Genomic DNA, 12,197 nt, shown 5'->3' on the forward strand with positions numbered 1-12,197 from the left:
GGGACGATCATGCACTCCGACCGCGGATCGCAATATACCTCTTGGGTTTTCGGTGACAGGCTCCGTTCGGCGGGGCTGCTCGGGTCGATGGGGCGTGTCGCGTCCAGTGTGGACAACACGATGATGGAATCGTTCTGGTCGACCATGCAACGCGAGCTACTCGACACCCGTGAGTGGGACACCGAAGAGCAGCTCGCCTCGGCGATCTTCGACTGGATCGAAGCCTGGTACAACCCCCGTCGCCGGCACTCCGGAATCGGCTACCTCGCCCCCGTTGAGTACGAGAACGACTACCACCACGCCCAGACCGCCTCATCGGTAGCCTGAACCTGTCACACCAACTGTCCGGGAAACCGGGTCAAGCTCCGATGGCCATGTGTGGAGTTCGCATGCGATTACTTCCTGTGTGGTCGAGCGGTTGCGCGAATCGCTACGGGTCGATCAATCGTGCTCGAAGGTGTGCATATCCAGGTGCTCGTGCGAGACGGTCTTGCCGTCCGGGGCGTCGATCTCGAGGGTTCCCCAGCGCACCACGTAGGTGAACTTCTCGTGTGTGGCGATATAGGTGTCGCCTCCGTCGAGACGGACGTCGTCGATCCAGAGCCAGTTCTGCGTGCGGAGACCTTGGCCGATGTACTGCAGGTCAGTGCCGTTGCGGCAGATCACAACTTTGGAGAGAGCGGACTCGGCGACCACCGCTGCTACCCCCCTGTCGCAACTGGGCCCGCCATCTGTGAACCCCTTGGGGCCGTACGGGGATGCTGCGGCGGCTCCGGATCCGAGCGTGCTGCCCAGCAAAGATGCAGCGACGACGGCGAGTGAACTTGTCAGTGCGAAACGCGATTTCATGTGGATTCGTTTCTTCATGATCTTTGCGACGCGTCGGCTTCATCTGCGGATAACACTCGTCACGGCGTCTGGTCGAGACGAGGCGATGGCGCAGTATCTCTTGAGGTGGGTACGGTGCGGAGTCTCGAGCTGAGTGCGGTGATACTCAATCGAGCTCGTCGAGCGCGTCGAGGACCAGTGCCGCGGTGATCCCACTGCTGTACTGCTGTTGGCCGGTGATGAGATTGCCATCGCGAATGGCGAAGGGCTCGTTCACATCGAGGTGGCGGAACTCGGTGTTCGGGTTCTTGGCGGCTTCGGACTCGATGGTGTAGTCGTTGAGAATCATGCCGAAGGCCTCGTTCACGGCGTTCTCCTCGCCGTCGGTGAATCCTGTCCAGCGCTTGCCGTCCGCGAGGAGTTCGCCGTTGGAGAGGCGGGCCCACAGTAGGATCGATGATCCGTGGCAGATCAGCGTGGTGACCTTGCCCGCCTCATAGAAGTCGGCGATCAGCTTGTGCAGTGCAGGATTGTCCTTGAAAGTCAGCAAGGGCCCGCCGCCACCTGCCACCCACACGGCGTCGTAGTCCGCGACCGAGACGGATCCGAGGGGGATCGTCGCGTCCAGGAGCGCGCCGAACTTCTCGTGCGTGACGAAGCCGAGGCTGATCAGGTCGTCCACGTACTGGCCGCCTGGCGTTCGTGGGTCGCTGTGCGTGTCGTACATGACCTTGCCCCCGTCGGGGGATGCGAGGTCCACAGTGTGTCCGGCTTCGATGAATGTCAGGAATGCGCGCGTCATCTCTTCGGCGAAGAATCCCACGGGGAACCCGCGGAGTTCCGCGGTGTTCGACACGATGGACAGGATCCGGCGAGGCTTATGCGTTTGAGCAGAGCGGGTTTCGAACCGATCGATGTCGACGGGCATTGTGCTTCTCCTTTGGTTGAGGTTGATCTGAATCTACCTTCACTGCGGCAAAGCATCGAGATGCTGATGGCATGGTTCGGAAGGTTCTGTGGGCTCACAGCCATTGGTTGTCAATGGCTCTTGCTAATGATCGTGGGGGTGGACTCCTGGTCAGCCGATTTGGCAGACCCAACTGCTGGTGTCGTCCGAGTAGACGTACGTTCCGGCGACTCCCATTCCGGTGGTGCAGGGCTTGCCCCCCGGGTCGTCATCGCGAACCTTCGGAGAAGTGGTGGGCCCCGTCCCGTTCTCCGACGGGTTGTCGCCTCCGCCGTGATTCGGATTGGTGCAGACAGTGCCTTGGTCGGGGCCTGTGCAGGGCACATCGATTGTCCCGCCACTATTGGGTGCCTGGGGCGTAGCGGGCACAGTCCTGGTCACCGTGTGTGTCGGCCCGGAGGGCACGGTCGTTGTCGGGCCGACGTTCCCGCTGTTACCCGATGTCGGCTCGCTGGGCCGGGTGGGGACGGCTTCCTGGGAGTGCGGCGTGGCGACGGAAGTCGGTGCAGCAGCCGACGAGCTCGGGACGGGCTTCGAGTCCTCCGAGCAACCGGCGCTGAGTAGTGCGAGCGCGGCGACGCTCACGATGATCGCAACGGTGTGCTTGCGCACCATGGTGTTCCCTTCATGTCCGGTTTGCTGTGCTCTCGTCGGGCACTGCTTCTCGTCGGACTCACGCACCGGTTCCGGCGGGTGCTGCTCGCGAGCTGCTCCGCCACGTTGCCGATCGCGCTTGTGATCGTGTGCCACCACTTGTCCTGACAGTTGGCGTCACGACGTGACCGCGCGCTACGCGCTGTGCGCGATGTGGCGGAATGATCAGGAAGCTGTCTCATCGTTCACCGTTGTCGGGCGGGGCAATAAGGCTATCGGCCGAGGAGATGGTCGGAGATCAGTTTGAGCTGGATCTCGGATGTCCCTTCGAAGATCTTGGTCAGACGTGCATCGCGCCAGTACCGTTCGGCGGCGTATTCGCTTGTGTAGCCGGCGCCGCCGTGGATCTGGAGTCCTTCGCTGGTCACCTTCTCCGACATTTCACTCGCGGAGTACTTGACCATCGAAGCTTCGAGGTCGGCGCGGCCACCTGCGTCGATCGTGGTGCAGACGTGGTACATCATCTGGCGATTCGTCTCGATCTGTGTGGCCATGTCTGCGAGCTTGAAACGGATCGCCTGGAGGTCGCTGATCGGCCGGCCGAACTGTTGCCGGTTGAGCGCGTACTCGGTGGCATCCTCGAGGGCCCCGCGGGCGAGCCCAATGCTGCGCGCTGCTGTGTGTGCGCGCGCGGTCTCGAGCTTGTGCATCGCCGCATAGAAGCCGCGCCCCTCCTCACCGATGAGGGCGTGCGCCGGGAGACGGAAGCGATCGAAGGAGAGCTCCCAGGTCTTCCAACCGCGGTAGCCGACCTTGCGGATCGGTGTGCCGCTGATGCCCTCAGGGAAGCTGCCACGCTCCTTGTCGATTAAGAAGACGCTGATCCCGCGGTGCCGCTTCGTCGGGTCCGGATCGGTGGAGGTACGCGCGAAGAGCATAATGAAGTCGGCCTGGTCGGCGTAGGTGCACCACATCTTGCTGCCGGTGATCACCCAGTCATCGCCGTCGCGCCGGGCGCGGCAGCTGATGTTCGCGACATCAGATCCGGCCTCGTTCTCGGACAGGGCGAAGGCGCAGAGGTATTCACCGCGGGCCATCCGGGGCAGGATGTCTCGCTGCTGCTCTTCAGTGAACCCCGGTAGCAGAGAGTTGCCACGAGCCATGAGGCTGCCGACGCTCATCCAGGCGCGCGAGAGCTCCTCGGCGATCATGCAGTACTCGAAAGCACCCAGTCCGAGTCCGCCGTATTCCTCTGGGATGAGGATTCCGAAGAAGCCGATGTCGGCCATCTTCTGGCGCAGTTCGTCCGGGATCAGGCCGTTGACCGGATCCAACCCGTTCGCCACAGGGAGGACCTCCTCCATGGCGAACTGCCGTGCGAGCTGCTGCAGCTCACGGCGCTCTTCGGTCATCATAGGGCGCTCGCCTCGGCGAGAATCGGCGCTACGTACTCCTTGAACTTGATCGGGTCCTCCGACATGGGGAAGTGGCCCATGCCGGTCATCTCGACGAAGTGACAGCCGGGGACCTTGTCGGCCAGCTCGCGGCCGGCGGACGGGGGCGCGGACCAGTCGTATTCGCCGCTGAGGACCCACATGCCGACCTTGGTGGTGTCGATCAGGGGCGCGGAATCGGTGAGGTCGTGTCCGATCATGTAGTACGCGAGGTCGCCCTTGAAGACGGGCGGCGCGCCCTGGCTGTAGACCCAGACGGTTTCCCGGACGTACTTCTCGGGGCTGGTGGGTGAGCAGAGGGTCTGCATCAGTGCCGGCTTGGTGTCGTTGCTGATCTGGGGGTGGTAGAGCCACGGGAGGATGCGCTCCATGCCGTGCGAGTGCAGCGCCGCTTCGATGCCGACGACCGCACGGTAGTTGTCCGGACAGGCGAGGGCGAGGTCTGCTGCGAGGTGACCACCCATTGAGCAGCCCATGAAGATGGGGCGGTCCAGGTCGAGCTGCTCGGCGAGCTGGTTGTGGAACTCGATGAAGAACTCCTTGGACAGCGAGTACTCGGTCTTCCACCACTCGATGCCTTCGGGCGGCAGCGATCGGCCGTGGTACGGAGCGTCAGCGGCGATCAGGCGGTACTTGGAGGTGAAGTCGGGGTCCTCGAGGAGGTGGCGCCACTGTCGGCTGTCACAGCCTGCGGTGTGTTGGAGGACGACGGGGATCCCCGTGCCGGCCTCCTCGAAGTAGATCCGGTAGTCGACGCCCTGGACGGTGAGCGTGACATAGCGACCGACAGCGGTCGAGAGCTGGGCGGTCATGCGGAGACCTCCTGGTTGGCGAGCGCGCGGATGACGTCCAGCGAGCGCCGGATAGCGGGGTAGTAGGCCATGATCTGCTGCATGTCGCCTTCGATTGCGAAGCCGTGGTAGAGCATCGCGGCGTAGTAGTCCTGGAAGAACGCGGCGGGCACCGGCGCGAGTAGCTGCGCCCAGTGCTCGGAGGTCCCGGAGAGCTGGAAGTCCCAGGCGTCGAAGGGGGTTGCGGCCGTGTCGACATCGGTGACGATTCCATCGATGATGCGGACGAGCCAATTGCGCCCATCTGCACCGATGCGGACGGTGCTGTTCCAGTGCCGGGCCTGGAGGCTGAATTCGGGATCGTCGTTGAGTGCCGTGCGCAATTCGACTGGATCGAGGGTGAGGGGTGTTGTGGCGGTCATACCTACTCCTACTGTGCCGACAGTCAGCACGTCGTGCTGTGTAACGGTACATTGAAGTGTGTGTTGGATCACGCCGGTTTGTCAAGCGGCAGGGGCGGGCGTCGCAAAGGGCCCAGGCGGTTGCCTGGGCCCTTTTGGCTGGTGATGGGGTGTGAAAGGTGTCAGATGGCGTAGTCGTTGGTGATCGCCTGTGCGGTTTCGCGCACCATTGCTCCCCACTCGGGCACTCTTGATTCCTCGAATCGCGAGTCGGGCATGCTGATCGAGACCGTCGCGATTGGCTGCCCTTCCGCGTTGACCACAGCGGAGCCGATCGCTCGCACGCCGGCCCGGTTCTCGGCTAGGTTGATCGCGTAGCCGTTGGCGCGCGCTTGGTGGACCTGTTGAGCTATCGCCGCTGGGTCTGTGATCGTGTTCGGTGTTGTGTGGTCGAGTGGTGTAGCGAGGAACTGCGTGAACTCGGATTCGGGTAGTGCGGCGAGCCAGGCCTTTCCGGCCGCGCTGTTGTGAAATCCCGTACCTGCACCGATCGGATTGAACGTCCGCACGGGGTGTACCGAGTCGACCCGCTCGATGAGCACAAGTTGCTGGGTGCCGTCCGGAAGACAGAAGTGGATCGTTTCCCCTGTCACCCTGCCGAGCTCGGTGATGTGGGGCAGTGCAACGTCGCGAATTCCTCGTGAAGGAACACCGTGGCGGGCGATCGACAGCAGGCGCGGGGTCAGTTGCCAACGTGTGATGGGCTCCGACGAGGTCTCTGCCCATCCTTCGAGTTCGAGCGTCCGGAGTAAGCGCTGAACCGTTGACTTCGGTAGCTGCAGCGTGCGCGAGAGCTCGCCGACTCCGACTGACGGCGTTGACGATGCGATCGCCTCGACCACTCTCAAGCCGCGAATGAGGCTCTGTGTGCCGCCCAGTGAGCCATTCTGCTCGTTGTCGGCGGTCGTGTTCTCACTGTTGGGGGGCATTGTGGGCTGTTCTCCGGTGATCTAGCTGGCTGGCCTCGGTTGGCGGAGGTCGTTCCAGCATACGGCACGGCAAGACGGTCAGCTGCTTGATGCGCGCGTACTCGACGGTCTACGACCTTGACACGCTGTGACAGCGGTTACATACTGAGCGTTCCAATGAGTAGCACGACGTTCCGAGCAACGGAACGAAGGGGAGAAGATGTCGAAGATCGATCTGACTGCCTGGCCTCTTCGAGAGAGGGGAACCTACTTCGAAGATCATGTGATCGGGCGCTCCTTCGACCACCACTGGGGTCGGACGATTCACGCGAGCGACAACATCGAGTTCAGCACACAGATGCTGGCTTTCAACCCGGAGTACTTCAACAGGGAGGTGGCACTCGAGCGTGGGCATCGCGACGAGGTGGTCAACCCGCTGCTCGTCTTCGGTGTGGTGTTCGGTCTCAGCGTCGAGGACCTGAGCGAAGCGGGTGGGCCCTTCCTCGGTGGTACCGACGTGACGTACCACCGCTCGGTCTACCCAGGTGAAACTCTCTACGCGCGAAGCACCGTCGTCGACGCCCGAACTTCGACTTCCCGGCCTGACACCGGAATCGTCACCTGGCATACCGAGGGCAGAACCGCGGACGGCGAGGTGGTCATCGACTTCCACCGCACGAACCTGGTACGCCGCCGGCCCGCCGAACAGAACCTCGCGCCCGAGTTCGAGGGCTACGCCGAGGATTTCATCCCCGGCGCCAAGTTCCGCCACGCGCGCACTCGCACTGTCACTGACCTCGACCTCAACGGCTTCACCCTGCTGGTGATGAACAGCGCTGTGGGCCACTTCAGCGACGGCGCGATGGCGGACAGCGAGTTTGGCGAGCGGATCAACTTCGGCGGCATGTCGCTATCGCTCACCATCGGCCTCGCGACGCAGGACACTAGCGGCCAGGCCATTCGCGAGGTCGGCATGACCGATATCAAGTTCCCCGCCCCAGTCAAGCGCGGTGACACCATCGGCGCCGCCACAGAGGTGCTCGATGTCGCCGCCGACGGCGTGGTCACCTTCCGGCACATCGGCGTCAATCAGCGCGGCGATCTGGTCGTCCAGGTCACGCGCCGCGTGCAACTCAAGCACCGTCCCTGATCTCCGCGCTCGGCCAACCGGGTCGAAACCAGTTTCAGCACTTCACACCCAACGGAATTGAGAAACAGATGACCAGCACTCGCCCCCTTCGTCCCCGTCGCTCTTGCATGGCCGTCCCTGGGAGCAGCGAGAAGATGATCACGAAGGCGCAGACCCTGCCCGCCGACCAGATCTTCCTCGACCTCGAGGACTCGGTCGCCCCCGTCGCCAAGCCCGCCGCACGCGCCACCATCGTCGAAGCCCTCAACCACGGCGACTGGTCGGGCAAGACCCGCGTCGTGCGCGTCAATGACGCTGATACCGAGTGGGCCCACGAGGATGTCCTCACCATCGTCCGTGGCGCCGGCCGCAATCTCGACTGCATCATGCTCCCGAAGGTCGAGAAGGTCGCGCACATCAACTGGCTCGACATCCTCCTCTCGCAGCTCGAGCGCGAGCTCGGGATCGAGGAGGGCACCATCGGCATCGAAGCGCAGATCGAAGGCCCCGCAGGCCTGAGCGAGATCGATGCGATCGCCGCGGCCACCGCACGCACCGAGACCCTCATCTTCGGCCCGGGTGACTTCATGGCCGCCATGAAGATGCCGGCGCTGACAATCGGCGCCCCCGGCGCCACCGGCTTCGACCCGTTCGACACCGTCCTCATGACGATCGCGATGACCGCCCGCAAGTACGGCCTCCAGGCAATCGACGGCCCCTACGCCATCATCAAGGACACCGAGGGTTACCGCGCCGCCGCCGAGCGCGCCGCCGCGTACGGCTACGACGGCAAGTGGGTCCTGCACCCAGCCCAGCTGGAGACCGCCAACGAGGTCTTCGCCCCGGCCCAGGCAGACTACGACAAGGCCGAGCTGATCCTCGAGGCATACGCGCACTACACCTCCGCCGACGGCGGCGGCCGCGGCGCCGTCATGCTCGGCGACGAAATGATCGACGAGGCCAGCCGCAAGCTCGCGTTGGTGACCGCCGAGCGCGGCCGCACGCTCAACATGGCGCGGACCACGAAGTTCGTCCCCGAGCCCTGATCGCTCATCCGAACGACCGGAACACTCCATAGGAGCCAATCATGGTGCTACAGCTTGAACATTGGATCTCGGGACGCAGCACGCCCCCGTCCGGCGGCGAGTACTTGACGGTGGACAGCCCGCTCGACGGGCAACCCACCACGAAGGTCGCGGCGGGTAACGCCGCCGACGCGGAAGCCGCCGTCGCCGCCGCCGTCGCTGCCCAGTCCGCGTGGCGTCGTCAGAAGCCGATCGAGCGGGGGCGGCTGCTCCTGCGCCTCGCGCAGGCGATCCTCGACGACCAGGTCGAGCTCGTGAACCGCGAGCGCTCCGAAACCGGCAAGCCCACCTGGCAAGCTCCTATGGAGATTCAGGGCGCCGCGGGCTACTTCGAGTTCTACGGCGGGCTGGTGAACCTGTTCGAGGGCGAGACGATCGACCTCGGCCCGGACCATCACTGCTTCACCCGCCGCGAGCCCTTCGGTGTGGTCGGCGTCATCACCCCGTGGAACGCGCCGCTCAACCAGGCGGCCCGAGGCGTGGCCCCTGCGCTCGCGGCCGGCAACACCGTCGTGCTCAAGCCGTCCGAGTTCACCTCGAGCTCGGCGATCCGCCTTGCCGAACTGGCCACCCAAGTGGGCTTCCCGGACGGTGTCTTCAACGTGATCACCGGCACCGGCCTCGACATTGGCGCGCCGATGCTCAAGAACGCGGCCGTGCGCAAGGTGGCCTTCACCGGTTCGGTGCGCGCGGGCCGCGAGATCGGCCACATCGCCGCCGATCGGATTATCCCGCTGACCCTCGAACTCGGCGGCAAGTCCGCGAACGTGGTCTTCGCCGACGCCGACCTCGACAAGGCGGTTGCAGGCTCGCTCAACGCCTTCGCCCTCAACACCGGGCAGGTCTGCTCCGCCGGGACGCGTTTGCTCGTCGAGCGCTCCATCCACGACGAACTCGTGCAGCGCCTTGTCCTCGCGTGCCGCGAGCTGACCGAAAGCGGACGGCTCGGCCCCGTCACGACCGCAGCCCAGTACGACAAAGTCATGGAGTACTTCGACGTTGCCAAGGACGACGGTGCTGTCGCGGCCATCGGTGGCGAACCCGTCTCCTCCGGCAGCGGCGGGTACTACGTCGCACCGACCATCTACACCGGCGTCGACAACTCCATGCGAATCGCACAGGAGGAGGTCTTCGGACCTGTTCTCGCCGTCATCCCGTTCGACACGGAGGAGGAGGCCATCGCCATCGCCAACGACTCCGACTACGGCCTCGCGTCCGGCGTGTGGACGCAGAACGTCTCCCGTGCGCTGCGCATGGCCGACCAGCTCGATGCCGGCCAGGTGTACGTGAACACCTGGATGGCCGCCGCCATCGAAACGCCCTTCGGCGGCAACAAGAACAGCGGCTACGGCCGCGAAAAGGGCATCGAAGCTCTCCGCCACTACACGGAGACCAAGTGCGTGGTGGTGCAGCTATGAGTGGGCCGCTGGCCGGAGTGAAAGTGCTCGACATGACGCACGCGCTCGCAGGGCCGTACTGCACGATGTTGCTCGCCGACCTGGGGGCGGACGTCCTCAAGGTCGAGTCACCGTCGGGCGATCTGTCCCGCACGTCGGGCCCGTACCTGCCAGACGACGAGGCCAAGGACTTCGGCGGCTACTTCCAGAGCGTCAACCGAGGTAAGCGCAGCATCGTGCTCAACCTCAAGGACCCCGCCGATATCGCCGTGTTCACGAAGCTGGTGGTCGAGTCCGATGTGCTGGTGGAGAACTTCACGCCAGGCGTCATGGACAGGCTGGGCTTGTCGTACGAGACGCTGGCGGAGATCAACCCGAAGCTGGTATATGCAGCGTTGCGAGGGTTCGGTGACGCGCGCAGCGGCACCAGCCCGTACCAGGAGTGGCCAGCCTTCGACATCGTTGTACAAGCGATGGCGGGCCTCATGGGGATCACCGGCCTGCCCGATGGCACACCGATCAAGGTCGGGCCGGGAGTGGGCGACATCTTCCCCGGCACGCTGCTCTCCCTCGGTGTGGTCTCCGCGCTGTACGAGACGCGCGGCAGCGGAGTCGGCCAGTTCGTCGACGTAGCGATGTACGACGCTGTGCTCTCCCTCTGCGAGCGCATCGTCTACCAGTACTCCTACGACGGCACGATCCCACGCCCCGAAGGGAACCGCCATCCACTCCTGAGCCCCTTCGACATCGTGCCGGCAGTTGATGGTTGGGTCGCGATCGCGGCCCCGAACAACAACCGGTGGAAGCTCCTGTGCGAGTTGATCGGTCGCGACGACTTGGCAGCCGACCCAGGGTTGCAGACCAATGAGTCCCGGGTCGCCCGCCGCGAAGAAGTCTTCGGTGCGCTCGCGGAGTGGACGTCCACGCGGACCACCGACGAGATCCTGGACGTACTCGGTGGCAAGGTGCCAGTCGGTGCTGTCCGCGATGCGAAGGAGATCCTCGAAGATCCGCACGTCGAAGCGCGCGGCATGGCCGTGCGACTGGAACACCCGGGTAGCAGCAAGGTGGTCACCGTCGCCGGCCAACCGATCAAGTTCTCACGCACGCCGGCGGTGCCGACCAAGCGAGCCCCCCTGCTCAACGAGCACGGTCCGCAGATCCGGGAGCACCTGGCCGAATGATCACAGGCTGGCGCCGATCGCCTCGAGCGAGTCCAGTTCTGTAGTCGCACCACGAAATAGACAGGCGCCGAACCGAAAGATCGGTTCGGCGCCTGGTCGAGAAGGACGCGAGCGCGCGTTCGACCCCCACGTCACAGTCCTGCTCTGCAGCCGTAGTTGTGCGCAGCGCCCACCAAGGAGACAGTCATGCGTCGTACCGTCTACACCGCCGATCACGAGGCCTTCCGCGAGACCCTTCGCTCCTTCATCGACGCGGAGGTCGTTCCCCACTTCGAGGAGTGGTACGCCAACGGGATCGTGCCGAAGGACTTCTACCTCAAGCTCGGCGAGCTGGGCGTCTTCGGTATCGAGGTGCCCGAGGAGTTCGGCGGCGCCGGCGAGAACTCCTTCAAGTACTCCGCCATCCTCCAGGAGGAGACCGCCCGGGCCGGCGTCACGTTCGGCGGCTCCAGCGTGCATGTGGACCTGTGCCTGCCCTACCTGATGAAGTACTGCACCGACGAGCAGAAGAAGCGCTGGCTCCCCGGTTTCGTCGACGGCACGAACATGTTCGCCATCGCCATGACCGAGCCCGGCACCGGCTCCGACCTCGCGGGCATGAAGACGACGGCCAAGCTGTCCGAGGACGGCACCCACTACGTGCTCAACGGCTCCAAGACCTTCATCACCGGCGGCGTCAACGCCGACCGCGTGATCGTCTGCGCGCGCACCGCGCCGGCGACCCCCGAGGACCGGCGCCACGGCATCTCCCTGTTCGTCGTGGATACCTCGCTCGGGGGCTACGCGGTCGGCCGCAAGCTCGACAAGATCGGCCTGCGCACCTCCGACACCGCCGAGCTCTCGTTCACCGACGTCAAGGTCCCCGTCGAGGACCTGCTCGGCGAGGAGAACAAGGGCTTCGGCTACCTCGGCCAGAACCTCCCGCAGGAGCGCCTGACCATCGCGGTCGGGTCCTACGCGCAAGCGGCGGCCGCGATTCGGTTCGCGCAGGCATATACGCAGGACCGCAACATCTTCGGCAAGCCGGTCGCCTCGTTCCAGAACACCAAGTTCGAGCTCGCTGCGTGCAAGGCCAAGCTCGACGCCATGGAGTCCAATGTGGACCGCGGACTCGAGCTGCACGACGCCGGCGAGCTCACTGCTGCCGATGCCGCTTCGCTCAAGCTGTTCTGCACGGAGGCCGCCTCCGACGTGATCGACCGCTGTCTGCAGCTGCACGGCGGCTACGGCTACATCAATGAGTACCCCATCGCCCGGCTGTACGCCGACAACCGCGTCAACCGCATCTACGGCGGCACGTCCGAGGTCCTCAAGAGCATCATCGCCAAGAACATGGGGCTCTGACGGTCCGAATCGGTCTGTGGTCTGGCCGTGGAGCGTGGCGAGACGACGCCTTCGA

12 protein-coding genes are annotated in these 12,197 nt (G+C 64.6%); 6 read left to right on the plus strand and 6 right to left on the minus strand.

Features of this window, described 5'->3' with window-relative positions; translation table 11 throughout:
* A partial coding sequence (locus AXK60_RS27330; RefSeq protein WP_139057763.1) for an integrase core domain-containing protein occupies positions 1 to 327 on the plus strand: 327 nt, incomplete at its 5' end.
* A gap of 114 nt (positions 328 to 441) precedes the next feature.
* Here the strand turns inward: AXK60_RS27330 and AXK60_RS26185 are convergent.
* From AXK60_RS26185 to AXK60_RS25420, 6 genes are all read right to left on the minus strand, one after another.
* Positions 442 to 867: a hypothetical protein gene (locus tag AXK60_RS26185; RefSeq protein ID WP_139057764.1), complete on the minus strand. Its 426-nt coding sequence runs from the start codon at positions 865 to 867 to the stop codon at positions 442 to 444.
* A gap of 127 nt (positions 868 to 994) precedes the next feature.
* The gene (locus tag AXK60_RS05235) at positions 995 to 1,684 is read right to left on the minus strand and encodes a type 1 glutamine amidotransferase domain-containing protein (RefSeq protein WP_197466815.1); all 690 of its coding nucleotides are present in this window, start codon (positions 1,682 to 1,684) and stop codon (positions 995 to 997) included.
* 977 nt (positions 1,685 to 2,661) lie between these two features.
* Positions 2,662 to 3,804 carry an acyl-CoA dehydrogenase family protein gene (locus AXK60_RS05240; protein WP_068570056.1) on the minus strand — a complete coding sequence of 381 codons (1,143 nt, stop codon included), beginning with the start codon at positions 3,802 to 3,804 and terminating at the stop codon, positions 2,662 to 2,664.
* A complete protein-coding gene (locus tag AXK60_RS05245; protein ID WP_068570057.1) occupies positions 3,801 to 4,655 on the minus strand; it encodes an alpha/beta fold hydrolase in 855 nt (284 codons plus the stop codon). Before AXK60_RS05245 ends, AXK60_RS05240 begins: the two co-directional genes overlap by 4 nt.
* Complete coding sequence (locus AXK60_RS05250; RefSeq protein WP_068570058.1) at positions 4,652 to 5,056, minus strand: hypothetical protein; 405 nt, start codon at positions 5,054 to 5,056, stop codon at positions 4,652 to 4,654. The genes AXK60_RS05245 and AXK60_RS05250 overlap by 4 nt, the downstream gene beginning before the upstream one ends.
* A gap of 161 nt (positions 5,057 to 5,217) precedes the next feature.
* A complete protein-coding gene (locus tag AXK60_RS25420) occupies positions 5,218 to 6,024 on the minus strand; it encodes an IclR family transcriptional regulator (protein ID WP_082777825.1) in 807 nt (268 codons plus the stop codon).
* A 199-nt stretch (positions 6,025 to 6,223) separates the two neighbouring features.
* Here AXK60_RS25420 and AXK60_RS26780 point away from each other — a divergent pair, with 199 nt between their 5' ends.
* The 5 genes from AXK60_RS26780 (at position 6,224) to AXK60_RS05280 (ending at position 12,142) form a co-directional block, all read left to right on the plus strand.
* Positions 6,224 to 7,153, plus strand: coding sequence for a MaoC family dehydratase (locus tag AXK60_RS26780; protein ID WP_175399936.1), 930 nt, complete (start codon positions 6,224 to 6,226; stop codon positions 7,151 to 7,153).
* A gap of 68 nt (positions 7,154 to 7,221) precedes the next feature.
* The gene (locus tag AXK60_RS05265; protein ID WP_068570060.1) at positions 7,222 to 8,178 is read left to right on the plus strand and encodes an HpcH/HpaI aldolase/citrate lyase family protein; all 957 of its coding nucleotides are present in this window, start codon (positions 7,222 to 7,224) and stop codon (positions 8,176 to 8,178) included.
* 41 nt (positions 8,179 to 8,219) lie between these two features.
* Positions 8,220 to 9,635 (plus strand): aldehyde dehydrogenase family protein, encoded by a 1,416-nt coding sequence (locus AXK60_RS05270; protein ID WP_068570061.1) that lies wholly within the window; start codon positions 8,220 to 8,222, stop codon positions 9,633 to 9,635.
* Entirely contained in the window at positions 9,632 to 10,798 is a 1,167-nt protein-coding gene (locus tag AXK60_RS05275; protein ID WP_068570062.1) for a CaiB/BaiF CoA transferase family protein, read from the plus strand. The genes AXK60_RS05270 and AXK60_RS05275 overlap by 4 nt, the downstream gene beginning before the upstream one ends.
* Before the next feature lie 186 nt (positions 10,799 to 10,984).
* Entirely contained in the window at positions 10,985 to 12,142 is a 1,158-nt protein-coding gene (locus tag AXK60_RS05280; protein ID WP_068570063.1) for an acyl-CoA dehydrogenase family protein, read from the plus strand.
* Positions 12,143 to 12,197: the final 55 nt, after the last annotated feature.

Origin of the sequence: Tsukamurella pseudospumae, assembly GCF_001575195.1 — a bacterium.
Lineage (GTDB): Bacteria > Actinomycetota > Actinomycetes > Mycobacteriales > Mycobacteriaceae > Tsukamurella > Tsukamurella pseudospumae.